At 71.0% G+C, this 19,162-nt stretch carries 22 protein-coding genes; 17 read left to right on the top strand and 5 right to left on the bottom strand.

Translation table 11 applies throughout. From position 1 onward, the window contains the following. Positions 1–5 precede the first annotated feature (5 nt). On the top strand, positions 6–542 hold the full coding sequence (gene pyrE, locus ACQP2O_RS01295) for an orotate phosphoribosyltransferase (RefSeq protein ID WP_433179286.1): 537 nt from the start codon (positions 6–8) through the stop codon (positions 540–542). 30 nt (positions 543–572) lie between these two features. Here pyrE and ACQP2O_RS01290 read toward each other — a convergent pair whose 3' ends face one another. Together ACQP2O_RS01290 and ACQP2O_RS01285 are read right to left on the bottom strand one after the other, a co-directional pair. After that, on the bottom strand, positions 573–1,019 hold the full coding sequence (locus tag ACQP2O_RS01290; RefSeq protein WP_433179284.1) for a hypothetical protein: 447 nt from the start codon (positions 1,017–1,019) through the stop codon (positions 573–575). A 52-nt stretch (positions 1,020–1,071) separates the two neighbouring features. Further along, positions 1,072–1,761 (bottom strand): DedA family protein, encoded by a 690-nt coding sequence (locus ACQP2O_RS01285; protein ID WP_433179283.1) that lies wholly within the window; start codon positions 1,759–1,761, stop codon positions 1,072–1,074. 102 nt (positions 1,762–1,863) lie between these two features. On the opposite strand from ACQP2O_RS01285, the gene fbaA reads away from it, so the two are divergent. The 4 genes from fbaA to ACQP2O_RS01265 all read left to right on the top strand — a co-directional run bounded on the left by fbaA (position 1,864) and on the right by ACQP2O_RS01265 (position 4,712). Further along, complete coding sequence (gene fbaA / locus ACQP2O_RS01280; protein ID WP_433179282.1) at positions 1,864–2,886, top strand: class II fructose-bisphosphate aldolase; 1,023 nt, start codon at positions 1,864–1,866, stop codon at positions 2,884–2,886. 85 nt (positions 2,887–2,971) lie between these two features. Further along, entirely contained in the window at positions 2,972–3,466 is a 495-nt protein-coding gene (locus ACQP2O_RS01275; RefSeq protein WP_433179281.1) for a winged helix-turn-helix transcriptional regulator, read from the top strand. 118 nt (positions 3,467–3,584) lie between these two features. Next, positions 3,585–4,118 carry a DUF4232 domain-containing protein gene (locus ACQP2O_RS01270; protein ID WP_433179280.1) on the top strand — a complete coding sequence of 178 codons (534 nt, stop codon included), beginning with the start codon at positions 3,585–3,587 and terminating at the stop codon, positions 4,116–4,118. Positions 4,119–4,214: 96 nt separating this feature from the next. Then, a complete protein-coding gene (locus tag ACQP2O_RS01265) occupies positions 4,215–4,712 on the top strand; it encodes an N-acetyltransferase family protein (RefSeq protein WP_433179279.1) in 498 nt (165 codons plus the stop codon). A gap of 44 nt (positions 4,713–4,756) precedes the next feature. Here ACQP2O_RS01265 and ACQP2O_RS01260 read toward each other — a convergent pair whose 3' ends face one another. Further along, positions 4,757–5,587 (bottom strand): aldo/keto reductase, encoded by an 831-nt coding sequence (locus ACQP2O_RS01260; protein WP_433179278.1) that lies wholly within the window; start codon positions 5,585–5,587, stop codon positions 4,757–4,759. 86 nt (positions 5,588–5,673) lie between these two features. On the opposite strand from ACQP2O_RS01260, the gene ACQP2O_RS01255 reads away from it, so the two are divergent. The 8 genes from ACQP2O_RS01255 (at position 5,674) to ACQP2O_RS01220 (ending at position 13,151) form a co-directional block, all read left to right on the top strand. Then, entirely contained in the window at positions 5,674–6,087 is a 414-nt protein-coding gene (locus ACQP2O_RS01255) for a DUF3151 domain-containing protein (protein ID WP_433179277.1), read from the top strand. Positions 6,088–6,200: 113 nt separating this feature from the next. Next, entirely contained in the window at positions 6,201–7,484 is a 1,284-nt protein-coding gene (locus tag ACQP2O_RS01250) for an adenylosuccinate synthase (RefSeq protein ID WP_433179276.1), read from the top strand. A 183-nt stretch (positions 7,485–7,667) separates the two neighbouring features. Next, on the top strand, positions 7,668–8,975 hold the full coding sequence (locus ACQP2O_RS01245; RefSeq protein WP_433179275.1) for an ATP-binding protein: 1,308 nt from the start codon (positions 7,668–7,670) through the stop codon (positions 8,973–8,975). Next, positions 8,972–9,385, top strand: coding sequence for a roadblock/LC7 domain-containing protein (locus ACQP2O_RS01240; RefSeq protein ID WP_360901100.1), 414 nt, complete (start codon positions 8,972–8,974; stop codon positions 9,383–9,385). Before ACQP2O_RS01245 ends, ACQP2O_RS01240 begins: the two co-directional genes overlap by 4 nt. Then, positions 9,382–9,735: a DUF742 domain-containing protein gene (locus tag ACQP2O_RS01235; protein WP_433179274.1), complete on the top strand. Its 354-nt coding sequence runs from the start codon at positions 9,382–9,384 to the stop codon at positions 9,733–9,735. Before ACQP2O_RS01240 ends, ACQP2O_RS01235 begins: the two co-directional genes overlap by 4 nt. Beyond that, complete coding sequence (locus ACQP2O_RS01230; protein WP_433179273.1) at positions 9,713–10,318, top strand: GTP-binding protein; 606 nt, start codon at positions 9,713–9,715, stop codon at positions 10,316–10,318. The genes ACQP2O_RS01235 and ACQP2O_RS01230 overlap by 23 nt, the downstream gene beginning before the upstream one ends. After that, on the top strand, positions 10,308–11,678 hold the full coding sequence (locus tag ACQP2O_RS01225) for a cytochrome P450 (protein WP_433179272.1): 1,371 nt from the start codon (positions 10,308–10,310) through the stop codon (positions 11,676–11,678). The genes ACQP2O_RS01230 and ACQP2O_RS01225 overlap by 11 nt, the downstream gene beginning before the upstream one ends. Before the next feature lie 30 nt (positions 11,679–11,708). Continuing rightward, on the top strand, positions 11,709–13,151 hold the full coding sequence (locus ACQP2O_RS01220; RefSeq protein WP_433179271.1) for a cytochrome P450: 1,443 nt from the start codon (positions 11,709–11,711) through the stop codon (positions 13,149–13,151). A 6-nt stretch (positions 13,152–13,157) separates the two neighbouring features. Here the strand turns inward: ACQP2O_RS01220 and ACQP2O_RS01215 are convergent, their stop codons facing one another. Further along, entirely contained in the window at positions 13,158–14,387 is a 1,230-nt protein-coding gene (locus ACQP2O_RS01215; RefSeq protein ID WP_433179270.1) for a sensor histidine kinase, read from the bottom strand. Beyond that, positions 14,384–15,040, bottom strand: coding sequence for a response regulator transcription factor (locus tag ACQP2O_RS01210; RefSeq protein ID WP_433179269.1), 657 nt, complete (start codon positions 15,038–15,040; stop codon positions 14,384–14,386). The genes ACQP2O_RS01215 and ACQP2O_RS01210 overlap by 4 nt, the downstream gene beginning before the upstream one ends. A 164-nt stretch (positions 15,041–15,204) precedes the next feature. On the opposite strand from ACQP2O_RS01210, the gene ACQP2O_RS01205 reads away from it, so the two are divergent. The 4 genes from ACQP2O_RS01205 (at position 15,205) to ACQP2O_RS01190 (ending at position 19,047) form a co-directional block, all read left to right on the top strand. Next, the gene (locus ACQP2O_RS01205; protein ID WP_433179268.1) at positions 15,205–15,768 is read left to right on the top strand and encodes a hypothetical protein; all 564 of its coding nucleotides are present in this window, start codon (positions 15,205–15,207) and stop codon (positions 15,766–15,768) included. Beyond that, positions 15,765–16,811: a peptidoglycan-binding protein gene (locus ACQP2O_RS01200; protein WP_433179267.1), complete on the top strand. Its 1,047-nt coding sequence runs from the start codon at positions 15,765–15,767 to the stop codon at positions 16,809–16,811. The genes ACQP2O_RS01205 and ACQP2O_RS01200 overlap by 4 nt, the downstream gene beginning before the upstream one ends. Next, positions 16,808–17,512: an ABC transporter ATP-binding protein gene (locus ACQP2O_RS01195; RefSeq protein WP_433179266.1), complete on the top strand. Its 705-nt coding sequence runs from the start codon at positions 16,808–16,810 to the stop codon at positions 17,510–17,512. Before ACQP2O_RS01200 ends, ACQP2O_RS01195 begins: the two co-directional genes overlap by 4 nt. Before the next feature lie 380 nt (positions 17,513–17,892). Further along, positions 17,893–19,047, top strand: a complete 1,155-nt coding sequence (locus tag ACQP2O_RS01190) for an ABC transporter permease (RefSeq protein ID WP_433179265.1) — start codon at positions 17,893–17,895, stop codon at positions 19,045–19,047. Positions 19,048–19,162 lie beyond the last annotated feature (115 nt).

Here is a 19,162-nt window from a genome sequence, read left to right as displayed (position 1 = left end):
CGCTTATGACGGATCGCGACGATCTCCTGGCCGAGATCAAGAGCAAAGCGGTGGTGCACGGCAGGGTCGTCCTGTCGTCCGGCCAGGAGGCCGACTTCTACATCGACCTGCGTCGCGTGAGCCTCGACGGGCGTGCGGCGCCGCTCGTCGGGCGGGTCATGCTCGATCTCACCGCCGACCTCGACTACGAGGCCGTGGGCGGGCTGACGCTCGGCGCCGATCCGGTCGCCACCGCGATGCTGCACGCCGCCGCCGCGCGCGGCCGGCACCTCGACGCCTTCGTCGTCCGCAAGGCGGGCAAGGCGCACGGGCTGCAGCGGCGCGTCGAGGGGCCCGACGTCACCGGGCGGCGCGTGCTGGCCGTGGAGGACACCTCCACGACCGGCGGCTCCGTGCTGACCGCCGTGGAGGCGCTCCGTGAGGCGGGCGCCGAGGTCGTCGGCGTGGCCACCATCGTCGAGCGCGGAGCGGCACCCCGCATCGCCGAGGCGGGGCTGGACTACCGCTCGGCGTTCACCCTGGACGACCTCGGGATCGGCTGAGCTCGTCGGTCGAGCGAGCCCCGGCCTGGGTCACTGTTTGGTCGGGGCCTTGTAGGTGCGCGCCTGCCCGCGGTGTCCCCTGGGCTGCCTCTGGCCGTTGACGGTCACGCTGACAGTGCTCGCGTCGTCGACCTGCATGATGACCCGCGTCTCGCTGAACTTGCGGACCTCGCCCTTGATGAGCGAGCCCTGCCAGATGACGTCCGTCGCTCCGGGGCCCGCGACGAAGATCGGACACTGCGCCACGAGGCACTGGACGTCGATCTCGTTGCCGGACTGAACCTTGGGCTCCGAGCTGGCGTGCTTGCTCGAAGCCGTCTGCGTGGCCTGTCCGCTGGTCGACGGGTCGGGCGAGGAGGACGCGGTCTTAGACGCGTCCTTGGTGAGTGCTCCATAGAGCGACACGCCACCGACGATCACGAGACCCAATGCCAGCGTGACGGCGAGTACCGCGATGGCGATGCGTGCGAGACCCATAGGGTCTGATCGGTGACGTCCCACAGGGGGAGGTTAGCGATAACCGGGACCGTCAGCGACGGTGACGGCCAGATGGCATCGTCTGCTTCTTACGATCATCCGCATCTCCCGACTTCTTGGGGCCTTTCAGGATCTCCCGGATCACCGGAATCACCGAGATCAGGACGGCGATGGCGACGACGGGGAGGACGTACTTGTCGATTCCCTTGACCCGGTCGCCGAGAAAACGGCCGAGCAGGATGATCGACTCCGTCCAGAGAACGCCGCCGATGATGTTGAAGATGAGGAACCGGCCCGCGGACATCTCGAGCATCCCGGCGAGCGGGTTGAGGAAGGTGCGCACGACCGGGGCGAAGCGGGCCAGCACCACGGCCTTGGCCGGGCCGAACTTGTTGAAGTAGTGCTCGGCCTTGTCGACGTGATCCTTCCGGAACAGCCGTGAGTCAGGCCGGTCGAAGAGTTTTCGCCCGTACTTGGCGCCGAGGAAGTGCCCCACCTGGGCCCCCGCGACGGCGCACAGCGGCGCGCCGATCAGGAGTGCCGGGAGCGGCAGCGGCGTGATGTTGGCGGCATGGGCGGCGGTCGTCGTGGTGAAGACGCCCGCGGTGACCAGCAGGGTGTCGCCGGGTAGGAAGAACCCGACGAGCAGGCCGGTCTCGGCGAAGATGACGGCGAGGATCCCGATCAGTCCGAACGTCGCGATGAGGGACTTGGGATCCATGATGTTCACGGCGAGGGCCACGGGCCGAGCGTACCGGTAGGCGTGCCATGGTCCGGGCCGCAGATGTATTTCGGGATACTGGTGTTGAGACCGCCGGGAGCCACGCCCAAGGAAGGAAGAGCCATGCCGATCGCGACCCCAGAGGTATACGCGGAGATGCTCGATCGGGCAAAGCGTCAGGGCTTCGCCTACCCCGCGATCAACGTCACCTCGAGTCAGACGCTGAACGCCGCGCTGCGCGGGTTCGCCGAGGCCGAGAGCGACGGGATCATTCAGGTCTCCACCGGTGGCGCGGAGTTCCTCTCCGGCGCCACGGTGAAGGACATGGTGACGGGCGCGACGGCGCTCGCGGAGTACGCGCGCGTGGTCGCCGAGAAGTACCCGGTGCAGATCGCGCTGCACACCGACCACTGCCCCAAGAACAAGCTCGACGGCTTCATGAAGCCGCTGGTCAAGATCTCGCAGGAGCGGGTGGCACGCGGCGAGGAGCCGCTGTTCCAGTCGCACATGTGGGACGGCTCGGCCGTGCCGCTCGAGGAGAACCTCCAGATCGCCGCGGAGCTCATCGAGGAGTGCGCCAAGGCCCGCGTCGTCATGGAGATGGAGATCGGCGTCGTCGGCGGCGAAGAGGACGGCGTCGTCGGTGAGATCAACGAGAAGCTCTACACGACGCCCGGCGACGCCCTGGCCACGGTCGAGGCCGTGGGCCTCGGCGAGAAGGGCCGCTACCTCCTCGCCGCGACGTTCGGCAACGTGCACGGCGTCTACAAGCCGGGCCACGTGAAGCTGCGGCCGGAGGTCCTCAAGGAGATCCAGGACGTCGTCGGCGAGCGCTACAGCAAGGACAAGCCCTTCGAGCTGGTCTTCCACGGCGGCTCCGGCTCCACGCTGGAGGAGATCCGCGAGGCGGTGTCGTACGGCGTCGTGAAGATGAACATCGACACCGACACGCAGTACGCCTTCACGCGGCCGGTCGCCGACCACATGTTCAAGAACTACGACGGCGTTCTGAAGGTCGACGGCGAGGTCGGCAACAAGAAGGCCTACGACCCGCGCGCGTACGGCAAGGCCGCCGAGGCGGGCATGGCCGCGCGCATCGTCGAGGCCTGCGAGCACCTGCTCTCGCAGGGCACCAAGATCAAGTAAGGCCGCGACGCGGTGCGCGGGGACGGCCGGAGGATGCGGCCGTCCCCGCGTTGCTTGACGCAACTCGGCGACTTAGGCTGAATGCGTGCTCAACCGCACGTACGACGCGCAGAACTGCTCGATCGCCCGGGCCCTCGAGATCGTCGGCGACCGCTGGACCCTGCTGGTGATCCGGGACGCTTTCGAGGGCGTCCGCAGGTTCGACGACTTCCAGGCAAGCCTGGGCGTGGCACGTAACGTGCTCACCGACCGGCTGAACCGCCTGTGCGACGAGGGCATCCTCCGTCGGCATCTCTACCAGGAGCGGCCGGAGCGCCACGAGTACCGCCTGACCCGCAAGGGCGTGGGCCTGTGGCCCGTGATCATGTCGCTGCTGCTGTGGGGCGATCAGCACTATGCCGAGAACGGCGCGCCCATGGTCCTCATCCACCGCGGCTGCACGGGGCAGCTGACGCCGACCCTGACCTGTTCGGAGTGCGGCGCGTCCCTGGGCCCGACGGACATCGACCCCCGGCCAGGCCCGGGCGCCCTGCCGACCGACTGGGTCGTCCAGCAGGCCGCCGCCCCGGGCACACCGTGATTTTTTCTTGATCATTTCCGGCGAAACCGCGAACGATCTTGCTCGCGCAAGCGTCTCAATGTCTGAACACACCAATCCCCGGGCGCACTAGCGCCCGCCGACCCTCGGGGAGTTCAGGATGCGAGACAACACTCGTCGCCGGATGCAGATCGCCGTCGTCACCGGCGCCGTCGCGGCCGGCTCGATCGCGGCCGCCGTGCCCGCCATGGCCGCCACCACCAGCGCCACGCCCTCCTGCAAGGCCGCGAACCTCAAGGTCTCCCTCAACAAGCGCATCGACCCGGGCGCGGGCCAGCGCTACACCACCCTCGACTTCCGCAACACCGCGAAGAAGGCCTGCGTCCTGCGCAACGGCCTGAAGGGCTTCACCTACCTGGTCAAGGGCAAGGAGGGCGGCGCGCGCAGCGTTCCGGTCCACGCCTACGGCGACAAGAGCCTCGGCTACTCCGCCAAGCAGGCGGTCGTCCTCAAGCCCGGCAAGCACGCCAAGGTGGGCCACCTCGTCATTCACTGGAACGTCGTGTCGACGCCGACGGTCACTCCTCAGTCCCTCCGATTCGCCCTTCCGGCCGGTGGCGGCCACACCGCCCTGCCGTGGAAGCAGCTGGTCGGCGGCGACCACCGCCTCGGCCTGGGACGCCTCTCCGCCTGACCGTACGACCGAGGGCCGGAGGGGATCTTCCCTTCCGGCCCGTTTTTCGTTCCAAGGAGTTGCTTCACGCAACTCGCTGGTGATGCAATGGGTTTCGTGACGAAACTCGCTGCCCGGGCAGCACCCGGCGCGCCGGCGGTCGACCTACGGCCCTACGACGACGGTGACCGGGAGGGCGTCCTGGCGATGCGGCTGTCGCGGCGGAGCCTCTACCACCGGTTCTTCGCCGGCACCCCGCACATCCCGGCGTTCTACGCCCGCACGCTCGACGGCATCGACCACGTCGACCGCGACGCGCTGGTCGCCGTGGCCGGTTCCGAGGTCGTCGGGATCGCCGAGTACACGCGCGACACCGGCCTGCCCTGGCGTGCCGACCTCGCCGTCGTGGTCGCGGATCCCTGGCAGCGGCAGGGCGTCGCCACGCGGCTGATCGGGGACCTGACCGGATCGGCCCGGCGGCACGGCATCACCGAGCTGCGCGCCGACGTGCTCGCGGGCAACCACGCCGCGCGCGCCGCGATCCACAACCTGTGGCCGCGTGCCCTCGTCGCCCGCGGCGACGAGGGCACGGTGATCTACCGACTGCCCGTTTAGGAGAGCGCGGCTTTAGGAGAGCGCGGCCTTAGGAGAGCGCGGCCTTAGGAGAGCGCGGCGAACTGCTCGTCGGTCAGGGTGAGGTTCGCGCCGCCCATGTTCTCCTCCAGGTGCGCCACCGAGCCGGTGCCGGGGATCGGCAGGATGACCGGCGAGCGCCGGAGCAGCCACGCCAGCGCGACCTGCGACGGCGTCGCGTCCAGCTCGTGGGCGATCTCGTCGAGGTGGCTGCCTGGCTTGGCGAGGTCTCCCACAGCGAGCGGGAACCACGGGATGAAGCCGATGTTCTCCCGTTCGCAGTAGTCGAGGACGTCCTCGGACTGCCGGTTCGTCAGGTTGTAGAGGTTCTGGACGGTGGCGATCGGAACGATCTGCCGGGCCTTCTCGATCTCCTCGACGCTGACCTCGGACAGCCCGATGTGCCGGATCTTCCCCTCGTCCCGCAGGTCGCGCAGCTCCCCGAGCTGGTCGTCGAGCGGCACCTCCGGGTCGATGCGGTGCAGCTGGAACAGGTCGATCCGGTCCAGGCCGAGCCGGCTCAGGCTCATCATCACCTCCTGGCGGAGGTACTTCGGCCGGCCCACCGGATGCCATTCGTTCGGTCCCGTTCGGACCAGCCCGGCCTTCGTGGCGATCGTCACGCCGTCGTACGGGTGCAGCGCCTCGTGGATCAGCTCCTCCGACACGTACGGCCCGTACGAGTCGGCGGTGTCGATGAAGTCCACCCCGAGCTCGACGGCACGGCGCAGCACGCGGACGGCCTCGTCGCGGTCGGCCGGCGGCCCCCAGATGCCGGGCCCGGTGATCCGCATGGCGCCGAACCCGAGGCGATTTACGGTCAGGTCCTCACCGATGGTGAACGTGATTTCGGTCATGCGCGCCACGCTACGCGCCGTGAAAACACCGAACTTTCCCGCCCTCCGCAATAGGAGATCGCCGCCGAATTGGGCAGGATGACCCCATGGAGCCACAGAACCTTCTCGGCGGGCCGGCCCCGACCGAGCTGCCGGACAACGAAGAAGCCCGACAGTCCCTGGAGGCCGGCGTCGACCCGTTCGAGGTCGCCGCGCGCTTCCCGGCGCATCCGGCCGCCTGGGCCGAGCTCGCCGACCGCGCGTTCGGGAAGGGCGATGTGATCGAGAGCTACGCCTACGCGCGTACGGGCTACCACCGTGGCCTCGACCAGCTCCGCCGCGCGGGGTGGAAGGGCCATGGCCCGATACCGTGGGAGCACGCGCCGAACCGCGGATTCCTGCGCGCCCTGCACGCCCTCGGCCGCGCGGCCGCCGCGATCGGCGAGGACGACGAGGCCGAGCGCTGCCGAACTTTCCTGCGGGACTCCAGCCCAACGGCCGCCGAGGTCCTGGCCACTTGACCGGCTCCTGCCGTTTTCCTCGCGGTCATCCGGCGGGTACTCTCTGATCGCAAGAGCCCCTGTCGCTGCTGCTTGCGCCAGGGGCTTCGTCGATGCCAGGGGAGAGAGCTCCTATGCCGGCCATCGTGCTCGTCGGCGCCCAGTGGGGTGACGAAGGCAAAGGCAAGGCCACCGATATTCTCGGCGGCGATGTCGACTATGTCGTCCGGTACCAGGGCGGCAACAACGCGGGGCACACGGTCGTCATCGGCGACCAGTCCTACGCGTTGCATCTGCTTCCGTCAGGGGTGCTCTCCCCGGACGTCGTACCCGTGATCGGCAACGGCGTGGTCATCGACCCCGGCGTGCTGCTGGAGGAGATCGACGGCCTTCAGGCGCGGGGGGTGAACTGCGATCGGCTGCTGATCTCGGCCAACGCGCACCTGATCATGCCCCACCACAAGGCCCTGGACAAGGTGAGCGAGCGGTACCTCGGCAAGGCGCGGATCGGCACCACCGGCCGCGGCATCGGCCCGGCGTACGGCGACAAGATCGCGCGGATGGGCATCCGCGTGCAGGACCTGCTCGACCCCGGCATCCTGCGGCAGAAGCTCGACCTCGCGCTGCGCGACAAGAACCAGATCCTCGCCAAGGTCTACAACCGGCGCGCGATCGAGATCGACCCGATCATCGACGAGTACATCGCGTACGGCGAGCGGCTGCGCCCGCACATCGCCGACACCGCCCTCGTGGTCAACAAGGCGCTCGAGCAGGACAAGCTGGTCCTGCTCGAGGGCGCCCAGGGCACGCTGCTGGACGTCGACCACGGCACGTACCCCTTCGTCACGTCCTCCAGCCCGACCTCGGGCGGGGCGTGCGCGGGCTCCGGCGTCGGCCCGACCCGGATCACCAAGGTGATCGGCATCTTGAAGGCCTACACGACGCGCGTGGGCTCGGGGCCGTTCCCGACCGAGCTGCTCGACGAGACGGGCGACTGGCTGCGCACCACCGGCCACGAGTACGGCGTCACGACGGGCCGCAACCGCCGCTGCGGCTGGTTCGACGCGGTGATCGCCCGGTACGCCACGCGGGTGAACGGCGTCACCGACTACTTCCTGACCAAGCTCGACGTGCTGTCCGGCCTGGAGAAGGTTCCGGTCTGCGTGGCGTACGAGGTCGACGGCGAGCGCTGCGACGAGCTGCCGATGACGCAGACCGGGTTCCACCACGCCAAGCCGATCTATGAGGAGCTCGACGGCTGGCAGGAGGACATCTCCGAGTGCAAGACGTTCGAGGATCTCCCGAAGAAGGCGCAGGACTACGTCCGGGCGCTGGAGGAGATGTCGGGCGCCCAGATCAGCGCGATCGGCGTCGGCCCGGGCCGCGACCAGACGCTCCAGCTGCGCTCCCTGGTCTGATCCACCGACTCGGCGGCCCTGGTGTCCCGGGGCCGCTGAGTCGTCTGTGACCGAGTGTTCACCGGCATGGTCTTTTTTCGTATCGCGCTGGCACAAGAAGATCACGGGCTGTAGCTTTGCGATCTGCATGAGTTCTGTCCTGTAATGCGGCATTCTCGCCCCGAGGTGCAAATGGAGCGATACATGACGGCGGTCGCGTTCGTGTGCCTGGCGGCCGGGCTCCTGGTCGCCGTGGTCCTGCTGATCCGGCAGCAGCAGATCACCGCCCGGTTTCGCCGACGGGCCAACGAGCTTGAGGAGACGGCGCGCGTCCGCGATGAGGAGCTGCGCCACCTCGTCACGGTTCGCGTCCCGGCCTTGGTGGAGTCTCTGTACGGCAAGCCGGTCGAGGTGCCCGGCCCGCGCAATCCGAGCTTCGCCGAGACGAGCGCCGAACAAGGCATCCGGGCGATCCTGAGGATCTTCGCCGAACACGCCGAGCGCGCGAAGGAACGCGCCGACCAGTCGGCGAAGGCGACGCTGAAGGCGATGATGCGCGCGGTGCAGAGCCTCGGCAACGAGCAGCAGCTCGCCATCTCCACCATGCAGGACCGGCACGACGACCCGGACGTGCTCGAGGGCCTCATGAAGATCGACCACATGAACGCCCAGCTCGGGCGCCGCGCCCAGGCCACCGCGGTGCTCTGCGGATCCTGGCCGGGCCAGCAGCGGTCCGCCGCCTCGCTGATCGACGTCGTCCGCGGGGCGACCTCCCGCATCCGCGACTACCTCCGCGTCCAGGTCCCGCCGCAGGTCAACATCGCGGTCGTCAGCCGCGCCGTCGAGCCGGTCGTCCTGGCCGTCGCCGAGCTCCTGGACAACGCCGCCCGGCACTCCCAGCCGAACACCACGGTGGAGATCAACCTCCGGCAGACGCACAACGGCGTCGCCATCGTGATCGACGACGCCGGCGTCGCCATGGACCCGGAGGAACTGCAGCGGGCCGAGCGGCTCCTGTCGGGCCGCGAGTCCGTGGACATCAACCGGCTCGGCGACCCGCCCCAGGTCGGGTTCGCCGTGATCGGCGTGCTCGCCGCGCGGTACGGCTTCCGGGTCGCGGTCGACAGCCGCTCCCCGTACGGCGGGGTGCGCGCCGTGCTGTTCCTCCCGAGCGAACTGCTCACCCAGGTCGCCACCGGCCCCACGCCCGTACACGCCGAACCGCGGCCCGAGCCGATCGAGGCGCCCGCCGCCCCGCCGACCCCGAGGAGTCCGGTGTCGCCACCCGCACGGGAGGAGAAGACGACGACAGCCCACGGTCTGCCGAAACGCCGACGCGTCACCGCCACCGGGAACGGCACCGGCGAGCAGCCGCTCCCCTCCGTCGGGGCGCCGGCCTCCTCCACCCGGCCGGCGCGCGAGACCGCCGCCGGGATGGGCGCGTGGCAGCGGGGGACCCGCGCCGGTCGTTCCATCGTTTCTCCCGACTCCGAAGGGAATGTCGCCGAATGACCAAGGATCCGAACAACAAGCTCGGCTGGATGCTCGACGATGCCCTGAAGATGCCGGAGACGCGGCACGCGATCCTGCTGTCCGCCGACGGCCTCCTGATGGCCTACTCCGACCGCATCGGCCGCGACGACGCCGAACGCCACGCCGCCGGGATGTCCGGGCTGCAGTCACTGGCCCGCAGCTCGGCGGAGTTCTGCGGCGACCCGCGCACCACCTGGCGCCAGACCGTCAGCGAGTTCGACGGCGGATACGTCTTCCTCGTCGCCGCGGGCCCCGGCGCGTACCTCGCGGTCTCCACGACGGAGAACGTCGACATGGAGGCGATCTCGTTCCGCCTCCAGGAACTCGTCCAACGCCTGGGCAAGGAGTTGTCCGCCCCGCCGAGGCAGACCCCGGGCGCGTCGCTATGAGCGCGCCCCGCCGTGAACGCGCGCTGGTCCGGCCGCACGTGGTGACCGGCGGGCGTGCCCGTCCGACCCGGAACATCTTCGACCTGGTCACGCTGGTGATGGCGGCGCGCTCCGAGGTCGTCGGCCTCAGCCCCGAGAAGAGGCGGGTCATGGAGCTGTGCCGGGGCGGGGCCCTCTCGGTGGCGGAGGTCGCCGGCCACCTCTCCCTTCCCGTCAGCGTCACCAAGGTCCTGCTGTCGGACCTGGTCGACAGCGGCCACATCGTGACCCGGGCGTCCGTGCCGGACACCGGCCAACCCCCGACCCGAGTGCTTCAGGAGGTGCTCGATGGACTCCGCGCTCGTCTCTGACGGCACCTATGTGCGCGACACCGTACGGACCTCGGTCAAGCTGCTGATCGTCGGTCATTTCGCCGTCGGCAAGACCACGTACGTCGGCACGCTCTCGGAGATCCGGCCGCTGCGCACCGAGGAGCGGATGACGCAGGCCGGCGCCCTGATCGACGACCTTGCCGGGGTACCGGACAAGGAGACGACCACCGTCGCCATGGACTTCGGCCGGCTGACGCTGAGCGACGACCTCGTGCTCTACCTGTTCGGGACGCCGGGACAGCACCGGTTCACACAGCTGTGGCACGACCTGTCGCGCGGGGCCCTCGGCGCGCTCGTGCTGGCCGACACCCGGCGGCTCGAGCAGTCCTTCGACATCATGGGGTTCCTCGAGGAGCAGAAGCTCCGGTACGCCGTCGCGATCAACCAGTTCGACGGCGCGCCGACCTTCCCGGAGGAAGAGCTCCGCGAAGCCCTCGACCTGCTGCCCTCCACACCGCTCATCACCTGCGACGCTCGCGATCAGGCGTCCTCCACGCGCGCGCTGATCTCGCTCGTCGAGTACCTCATCGACGTCGAGAAGAACACCCCCGATGACCTCTGACGCCGCGGCGTCGGGCTGCCCCGTCCACACCGGTCGGACGCCGCTGTACGGGCCGGAGTTCGCGGCGAATCCGGCGCGGGTGTACGACGCCCTGCGCCGCCACGGCCCGGTCGCCCCTGTCGAGCTGGCCCCGGGCATCCCGGCGTCCCTGATCATCTCGTACGACGCCGCCCTCGCGGTGCTGCGCGACCCTGAGAGGTTCCCCAAGGACGCCCGCCGATGGGAGCGGACCGTCTCGCCGGACTCGCCGGTCGTGCCGTTCATGAAGTACCGGCCGGCCTGCAACAAGACCGACGGCGCCGAGCACGCCCGGCTGCGCGCGGCGGTCTCCGACAGCCTGTCCCGCATCGACCTGAACACGCTGCGCGCGTCCGTCGAACGCCACTCCGAGACGCTCATCCGGCGATTCGCCGGGCGCGGCGCGGCCGACCTGCGCGCCGAGTACGCGCTGGTCGTGCCCCTGCTGGTGGTCAACGAAGTGTTGGGCTGCCCTCCGGAGATCGGCGACCGCATCGTCGTCGCGATGCAGGGTTTCGTCGAGAACGTCGACACGGCGAAGAGCAACCGGATCCTGCTGGAGGCCATCGGTGAGCTGGTCGCGCTCAAGCGCGCGCGGCCCGCCAACGACCTGACCACCTGGATACTCGACCACCCGGCCCGGCTGACCGACGAAGAGGTGACCGAGCAGTTCATCCCGCTGATCGGGCTCGCCACCGAGCCGGAGCAGAACCTCATCGCCAACGGCCTGCGGCTGCTGCTGTCCGACAAACGGTTCGCCGGTGACCTGTCCGGCGGCAGCCTCCCCGTCGCCGACGCGCTCGACGAGGTGCTGTGGACCGACCCGCCGATCGCCAACTGGGCGATCAGCTACCCCGTGGAGGACGTCGAGTTCCGGGGCGTACGGCTGCCGGCCGACCAGCCGGTCGTCATCGGGTTCGCCGCCGCCAACACCGATCCGTCGACCGCGTCCGCGAACCGGGCGGGCAACCGTGCCCACCTGGCCTGGGGCGCGGGCCCGCACACCTGCCCCGTCCAGGGCCAAGCGCGGCTGATCGCCTCCGTCGCCATGGAGAAGCTGCTCGACGCACTGCCGGACATGGAGCTGGCCGTCCCCGCCGGGCAGCTGGAATGGCGGCCCGGCTTCGCACAGCGGGCGCTCACGGCCCTGCCCGTACGATTCCCGCCCACCCAAGCGCCGCCGCCCCCGCCGCCTGCCGCGGCCGTCTGGGAGGGCGACCCCGCCCAGCGGGGAAACACCACACCGGCCGCGGCGGCGAATGACCCCGTTCCGGCCCCGGGGCCCGTGGCGGTTCCGGAACGCCGGCGCGGCGCCCTGGCCCGCTGGTGGCACGGCAAATGAGCGGACGGCAGTAGGCGAGGAGGATTCCTGATGTCCGACAACCTCACGCCCGAGATCACGGGCTCCTCCACACCGGGTCCGGGGTGCCCCGCACACGACGGCCGGGCACCGCTGTACGGCCCCGAGTTCGCGGCCCGGCCCGCCCGGATGTACGAGGCATTGCGCCGGTACGGGCCGGTCGCGCCCGTCGAGCTGGCCCCGGGCGTCCCGGCGTCCCTGGTCATCTCGTACGACGCCGCCCTGGAGGTGCTGCGCGACCCCGGCACGTTCCCCAAGGACGCCCGCCGCTGGCAGCAGACGGCTCCGCCGGACTCCCCGGTCGTGCCGTTCATGATGTACCGGCCGGCCTGCAATCTGTCCGATGGCGCCGCCCACTCCCGGCTGCGCGCGGCGATCTCCGACGGCATGTCCCGGATCGACCTGAGCATGCTGCGCGAATCCGTCGAACGCCACGCTGAGCTGCTCATCCGGCGATTCTCGACGAAGGGCTCGGCCGATCTGCGCGCCGAGTACGCGCTGGTCCTGCCGCTCCTGGTGGTCAACGAGGTGCTGGGCTGCCCGGCGGAGATCGGCGACCGCATCGCCGTCGGCATGCAGGGACTCGTCGAGAACGTCGAGACGGCCAAGAACAACCAGATGCTGGTGGAGGCCGTCGCCGAGCTGGTCGCGCTCAAGCGCGCGCGGCCCGCCGAGGACCTGGCCACGTGGCTGGTCGAGCACCCGGCCCGGCTGACCGACGAGGAACTGGTCGAGCAGATCGCGCTGCTCGTCGGCCTCGCCACCGAGCCGGAGCAGAACCTCATCGCCAACGGCCTGCGGCTGCTGCTGTCCGACGACCGGTTCGCCGGTGACCTGTCGGGCGGCAGCCTTCCCGTCGCGGACGCTCTGGACGAGGTGCTGTGGACCGACCCGCCGATCGCCAACTGGGCGATCAGCTACCCGGTCCAGGACCTCGACTTCCACGGAGTGCGACTGCCGGCGGACCAGCCCGTCGTCATCGGGTTCGCCGCCGCCAACACCGATCCGTCGACCGCGTCCGCGAACCGGGCGGGCAACCGCGCCCACCTGGCCTGGGGCGCGGGCCCGCATACGTGCCCGGTTCAGGGGCAGGCGCGCCTGATCGCCTCGGTCGCCATGGAGAAACTGCTCGACGCACTGCCGGACATGGAGCTGGCCGTCCCCGCCGACCAGCTGGAATGGCGACCGGGCTTCGCGCAGCGGGCGCTGAAGGCCCTGCCCGTACGGTTCCCGGCCGTCCAGGCGCCGTCGGCCGGTTCCGCCGCCGACCCGGTCCAGGCAGCCTGGCAGGGTGCTCCCGCGCATGGACCGCGGCAGGGAAGCCCCGCGCCCGCACCGGCATCGGATCCCTCTTCGCCCGCACCCGCCCGGGGCCCGCACGCGCCCGCTCCGCGCCCCTCCGCCGCACCCGTACGCCGACGGAACCCGCTGAGCCGCTGGTGGCACGGCGAATGACCCACCTCACCTGAGTGACGGGAGCCGGACCGTCACCGCGAGGCCGCCGCCCGCCCGGGGGGCGGCGGTCACGGCGCCGCGGTGGGCGGTCGCGATGGCTCGGACGATCGACAGGCCCAATCCGGTACCCCGGTCGGAGCGCACCCGGTCGCTCCGGAGGCGCCGGAACGGCTCGAACAGCGTCTCCACCTCGTACGCGGGGATCACCGGGCCGGTGTTCACGACGACCAGTTCGGTGCCGCCCTCGTGTCGGCGGGTGGCCAGCCGCACCTCGCCGCCGTCGACGTTGTACCGGATCGCGTTCTCGACCAGGTTCTGGACGATGCGTTCCACCAGGACCGGGTCGCCCTCGGTCGGCGCGCGACCGAGGGCGCGGTGCACGGTCAGGCCCCGGTTCTCCAGCTCGGTCTTGGCCTGGTCCAGGACGTGCCCGGCCACGTCGGCGAGGTCGAGCGGTGCGGTGTCGACGACGGTGTTCTCGCTGCCGGCAAGGGTGAGCAGCCCTTCGATGAGCCGCTCGTGCCGGTCGCCGACGACGAGCAGCGACTCGCCCAGCCGCTTCACGTCCGGGCTCGCGTCGGGGCGGCGTACGGCGACGTCGATGAGGGTCCGGTTGATGGCCAGGGGCGTGCGCAGCTCGTGGGAGGCGTTGTCGACGAACCGCCGCTGCCCCTCGAAGGCGCGGGCGAGCCGCTCCAGCATGGTGTCGAACGTGTCGGCCAGTTCCTTCACGTCGTCGCGCGGCCCGGCGTAGGCGATCCGCTCGGTGAGATTACGGCTGTGCGCCACCCGCCGGGCGGTCTCGGTGATCTTGTGGATGGGGCGCAGCGCCCGGCCGGCGAACATCCAGCCGAGTCCGAGGGCTGCCGCGCCCACGGCGGCGAGCGCGATGGCGCCCTGGGTCAGCAGCGAGTTGAGCATTTGCCGGGACGACGCCTCCTTCGCCTTCACGAGCATGCCCTGAGCCTGCCTGGCCGTGTACACCTTGTCGGGCATCGGCACGCCCGGGACGGCCTCGCCACTGGACGGATTCACCGGAACCAACTCGGTGGTGTTGGTAGCGGCGCCGCCGACCTGGACGGCGGTGACGTTCGCGGCCCGGTGCTGGATGCTGTTCTCGACGAGGAAGTAGGTCAGCGTCAGCAGCACGATGCCGCCGACCAGGAACAGCCCGCCGTACAGCAGGGTGAGCCGGGCACGGATGGTGGGCTGTGGCCTCCGGACGAGCGTCGTCATTTGATGCGGTACCCCACTCCCGGGACGGTCTCGATGACGGGTGGGTCGCCGAGCTTGCGGCGGAGCTTCATGAGCGTCACCCGTACGGTGTTGGTGAACGGGTCGGTGTGCTCGTCCCACACCTTCTCCAGGAGCCGTTCCGCCGAGACGACCGTGCCGTCCGCGCGCAGCAGCTCGGCCAGGAGACCGAACTCCTTGCGCGCCAGGTGGACGTAGCGGCCGTCCCGGTAGGCCTCCCGGCGGGCGGGGTCGAGCCGGATCCCGGCGCGCTCCAGGGTCGGCGGGTCGGCCGGCCGCGCCCGCCGGCCGAGCGCGTGGATCCGGGCCACCAGTTCCTCGAACGCGAACGGCTTGATCAGGTAGTCGTCGGCGCCGATCCCGAGTCCCTCGACCCGCGCTCGTACGGTGGCGGCGGCGGTGAGCATCAGCACCCGGACGTCCGCCCCGGACTCCACGACCGCGCGGCAGACGTCGTCGCCGTGCACGACCGGCAGGTCGCGGTCGAGGACGAACACGTCGTAGTCGTTGACGCCGAGGAGTTCGAGCGCGGCGTCCCCGTCATAGGCCACGTCGACGGCCAGGGCCTCAGCCCGCAGCCCCTCGGCGATCGAGTCGGCGAGCATCCGCTCGTCCTCGGCGATGAGTACGCGCACCGTTCCCCGTCCATGCGTCGTTCGGCGACCGTTCCGGCACAGCGTGCGGCATCAGGCATAACGCCGGCGTAACCAGAACCGGTTACGCCCGGGTTATCGGCCGGTGATTTGACTCCTCGCAGTCCGCCGGGGTCCGCCCGGCGGAGTCGACGAGGAGACGACTGATGCGACGAACGGCGGTCGCGGCGCTCATCCTGGCGCCCACGCTCACCCTCGGGCTGTCGGCCTGCGGGGCCGGTCACAAGAAGGCCGGCGCCAATGCGAGTGCGGCCAGTGACGTGCAGAAGATGCGCGCCTACGCCAAGTGCATGCGCGCCAACGGCGTGAACATGGCCGACCCGGAGACCGACGGAAACGGTGGTGTCCGGATTCGGGCCGCGGGCCCCAAGAACGGCGGCAGCGACAAGGTCGAAATGAACGAAAAGGCGATGAAGGCCGCCCAGGCCAAGTGCGGCCACCTGATGCCGAACGGCGGCAAACCGATCAAACCCAAGCCGGAGGAGCTGGCGAAGATGCGCGCCTACGCGAAGTGCATGCGCCAGCACGGCGTCAACATGCCCGACCCGAACCCCGACGGCGGCATCGTGGTCAAGAGCGGCGGCGGGAAGAGCAACAACGTCGGCGGCGGTGACGTGAACCCGGACGGCCAGGCGTTCAAGGACGCCGACAAGGCCTGCGCGAGCTATCGGCCCGGCGGCAGCCGGGCCCTCACGCGGAGCACGAATTGAGCAGGGCCCGCGCCGCCATCCTGAGCGGCGTCGGCGTGCTCCTGGTCGGCGTCGCCGGCCTGGCGGCGGCCGGCCTGGGCGGCGGGGGCGGCACGCCCACCGGGCGCAGCACCCTCCCGCCCGCGACCGCGCGGATCGAACGGACCACCCTGGTGGAGACCCAGAAGGTGGACGGCACACTCGGCTACGGCACGACGCGCACGGCGGCCGGCGCGGGCGGTCGCGGCGTCCTGACGTGGCTGGCCGCACCCGGCACGGTGGTGTCCCGCGGCCGGCCCGCCTACCGGGTGGACGACCACCCGGTGCCGCTGCTGTACGGGTCGCTGCCGATCTACCGGACCCTCTCCGACGGCACCAAGGGCCGGGACGTCCTGCAGTTCGAGCAGAACCTCCAGGCCCTGGGCTACACCGGCTTCACCGTCGACAAGACCTACACCGCCGCCACCGCCGACGCGGTGAAACGCTGGCAGAAGGACCTCGGCCTCGACCAGACGGGCCGGATCGCACCCGGATCCGTGCTGGTCGCGTCCGGGGAGATCCGGGTCGCCGAGCGGAAGGCGCAGGTCGGTGACCGGCCGAGCGGCCCCGTGCTCACCTACACCGGCACCAGCCGGGAGGTGAGCATCGACCTCGACGTGCAGTACCAGCGGCTCGCCAAGAAGGGCGCCAAGGTATCGATCGAACTGCCCGGCGGCGGCACCACCAAGGGCCGGATCACCACGGTCGGCAAGGTCGCCACGGCCGGGCACGGCGACAACCCCACCACCGTCGCGGTGACCGTCACCGTCGACGACCAGGGGGCGCTGGGCTCCTTCGACAAGGCGCCGGTGGAGGTCTACCTGACCAGCGAACGGCACGCGAACGTCCTCGCCGTGCCGATCGAGGCGCTGCTCGCCCAGGCCGACGGCGGTTACGGCGTCCAGGTCGTCGAAGGCGGGCACGTCCGTACCGTCCCCGTGGAGACCGGTGCGTTCACCGAGGGCAAGGTGGAGATCTCCGGTTCCGGCCTGGCCGAGGGCATGAGCGTGGGGGTTCCGAAGTGAGCGGGCCCGTGGTGGGGCCCGTCGTGGAACTCCGGGACGTGCGCAAGGAGTACCCGGGCGACGTCACGGCGCTGGACGGGGTGACGCTGACGGTCGAGGCCGGTGAACTCGCCGCGATCGTCGGCCCGTCCGGCTCCGGCAAGTCGACGTTGCTGCACCTCATCGGCACGCTGGACCGGCCCAGCGGCGGCACGGTGCGCATCGAGGGCCGCGATGTGTCCTCCCTGCCGGACCGGCGGCTCTCGGCGCTGCGCGCCCGGCGGATCGGGTTCGTCTTCCAGCAGTTCCACCTCGCCGCCGGGGTCAGCGCGCTGGACAATGTCGCCGACGGCCTGCTGTACGCCGGCGTTCCCCCGGCCGAACGCCGCCGCCGTGCGCGCCTGGCCCTCGAGCGGGTCGGCCTGGCCCACCGGCTCGGCCACCGGCCGCACCAGCTGTCCGGCGGTGAGAAGCAGCGCGTGGCGATCGCCCGCGCGGTGATCGGTGAACCCGCGATGCTGCTGGCCGACGAGCCGACCGGCGCGCTGGACACCGCCTCCGGCGCCGGGGTGATCGACCTGCTCCGGGAGCTGGCCGACGGCGGCACCACGGTCATCGTGATCACGCATGACCGCGACATCGCCGCGACGCTGCCCCGCCAGATCGGGATGCGCGACGGCCGGGTCGTCCAGGACGACGCACGAGCGGAGGCCGCACGATGAGGCGCAGACGAGACGACCCGCAGCCGCCCGAAACGTACGGCGACGCCCCGGCGGAAGCGAACGGCGGCCGACCCGCGGGGGCGGACGGCGGCCGACCGGTGGGCCCGTACGACAGCCGACCGGCGGGAGCGGACGGCCGACCCGCGGGCCCGCACGGCGACGGCCGGGCGCGGGCGGACGAAGGACGGCCGGCCGATCCATCCGCAGAGACGGGCGGCGACCCATCCGCCACGGCGCACGACCGGCAACCTACGAACAGCGGTCGGCATGCGGGCCCGTACGGCGGCCCATCCGCGGCAACGGACGATGGTCGGCCTGCGCAACCGGAGGGCGGCCGATCGGCGGGTGGTGATCAGCCGGCCAGGCTGGGGCCCAGGGACGTGGTGCGGGTCGGCGCGGCCGGGCTGCGCGCCCGCCCGATGCGGGTGTTCCTGTCCGCCCTGGGCATCGCGATCGGCATCGCCGCGATGATCGGCGTGGTCGGCATCTCGGCCTCCAGCCGGGCCCAGCTCCAGGCCACGCTGGACCGGCTGGGCACCAACATGCTGACCGTGGCGCCCGGCAAGGACCTGTTCGGCTCCAACGCGGAGCTCCCCAAGGAGTCGGTCGCGATGATCGGCCGGATGACCGACGTGATCTCCGCCTCGGCGACGGGCAAGATCTCCAACACGAACGTCTACCGCAACGATCACATCGACGCGGGGGAGACCGGCGGCATCGGCGTCCTGGCGGCCCGCCTCGACCTGCCCCGTACGGCGGGTCTGCGGATGGCCGCCGGGACCTGGCTCAACGCGGCCACGAGCCGGTACCCGGCCGTCGTGCTGGGCTCGGACGCGGCGGACGCGGTCGGCGTCGCGCAGCCGGGCGTCCAGGTCTGGCTCGGCTCGCAGTGGTTCACGGTCGTCGGCATCCTGGAGCCGGCGCAGCTCACGCCGGAGCTGAACTCCGCCGCGCTGGTCGGCTGGGACGCGGCCGTCTCCCGGCTCGGCTTCGACGGCCACCCCACGACGGTCTACACGCGGGCCAAGAAGGAGTCGGTCGAGCACGTACGGGACCTGCTCGCGGCCACCGCCAACCCGAGCGCGCCGACCGAGGTGGAGGTCAGCCGTCCGTCGGACGCGCTCGCCGCCCAGAACGCCAGCGACAAGGCGTTCACCGGGCTCCTGCTGGGGCTGGGCGCGGTGGCTCTCCTGGTCGGCGGGGTCGGGGTGGCGAACACGATGGTGATCTCGGTCCTGGAGCGTCGTGCCGAGATCGGCCTGCGGCGTTCCCTGGGCGCGACGCGGGGTCAGATCAGGGCGCAGTTCCTCACCGAGTCGCAGTTGCTGGCCGTGCTCGGCGGCGTGGGCGGCGTGACGCTCGGCATCCTCGTCACCGCGGTCTTCGCGGTGTCGCAGGGCTGGCCGACGGTGGTACCGCCGTGGGCGATGGCCGGCGGGGTCGGCGCCACGCTGGTCATCGGCGGGATCGCCGGTCTGTACCCGGCGATCCGCGCGGCCCGGCTCTCCCCCACCGAGGCCCTCGCCGCCCCATGACCGGGGGAGCCGGGGTCGTACGGAATGCTCGGTGAATGCCATCGCAGATCGGGCGAATGCCGCAGATTGCCTCCTGGTTCGCGTGTTCACCGAGCCTTCTCCACCCGAGGCACGA

This window comes from Actinoallomurus sp. CA-150999 (assembly GCF_050942425.1).
Taxonomy (GTDB): domain Bacteria; phylum Actinomycetota; class Actinomycetes; order Streptosporangiales; family Streptosporangiaceae; genus Actinoallomurus.
Note: the sequence above shows the minus strand (reverse complement) of the source record. Positions and strands in the feature narration are given on the sequence as shown.

Excerpts from the sequence above, each read along its gene's own strand:
- ACQP2O_RS01250 (WP_433179276.1), top strand. The coding sequence starts at position 6,201 with ATGCCGGCCATCGTGCTCGTCGGCGCCCAGTGGGGTGACGAAGGCAAA.
- pyrE (WP_433179286.1), top strand. The coding sequence starts at position 6 with ATGACGGATCGCGACGATCTCCTGGCCGAGATCAAGAGCAAAGCGGTG.
- ACQP2O_RS01245 (WP_433179275.1), top strand. The coding sequence starts at position 7,668 with ATGACGGCGGTCGCGTTCGTGTGCCTGGCGGCCGGGCTCCTGGTCGCC.
- ACQP2O_RS01230 (WP_433179273.1), top strand. The coding sequence starts at position 9,713 with ATGGACTCCGCGCTCGTCTCTGACGGCACCTATGTGCGCGACACCGTA.
- ACQP2O_RS01270 (WP_433179280.1), top strand. The coding sequence starts at position 3,585 with ATGCGAGACAACACTCGTCGCCGGATGCAGATCGCCGTCGTCACCGGC.
- ACQP2O_RS01215 (WP_433179270.1), bottom strand. The coding sequence starts at position 14,387 with ATGACGACGCTCGTCCGGAGGCCACAGCCCACCATCCGTGCCCGGCTC.
- ACQP2O_RS01235 (WP_433179274.1), top strand. The coding sequence starts at position 9,382 with ATGAGCGCGCCCCGCCGTGAACGCGCGCTGGTCCGGCCGCACGTGGTG.
- ACQP2O_RS01240 (WP_360901100.1), top strand. The coding sequence starts at position 8,972 with ATGACCAAGGATCCGAACAACAAGCTCGGCTGGATGCTCGACGATGCC.
- ACQP2O_RS01205 (WP_433179268.1), top strand. The coding sequence starts at position 15,205 with ATGCGACGAACGGCGGTCGCGGCGCTCATCCTGGCGCCCACGCTCACC.
- ACQP2O_RS01225 (WP_433179272.1), top strand. The coding sequence starts at position 10,308 with ATGACCTCTGACGCCGCGGCGTCGGGCTGCCCCGTCCACACCGGTCGG.
- ACQP2O_RS01290 (WP_433179284.1), bottom strand. The coding sequence starts at position 1,019 with ATGGGTCTCGCACGCATCGCCATCGCGGTACTCGCCGTCACGCTGGCA.
- ACQP2O_RS01255 (WP_433179277.1), top strand. The coding sequence starts at position 5,674 with ATGGAGCCACAGAACCTTCTCGGCGGGCCGGCCCCGACCGAGCTGCCG.
- ACQP2O_RS01260 (WP_433179278.1), bottom strand. The coding sequence starts at position 5,587 with ATGACCGAAATCACGTTCACCATCGGTGAGGACCTGACCGTAAATCGC.
- fbaA (WP_433179282.1), top strand. The coding sequence starts at position 1,864 with ATGCCGATCGCGACCCCAGAGGTATACGCGGAGATGCTCGATCGGGCA.
- ACQP2O_RS01220 (WP_433179271.1), top strand. The coding sequence starts at position 11,709 with ATGTCCGACAACCTCACGCCCGAGATCACGGGCTCCTCCACACCGGGT.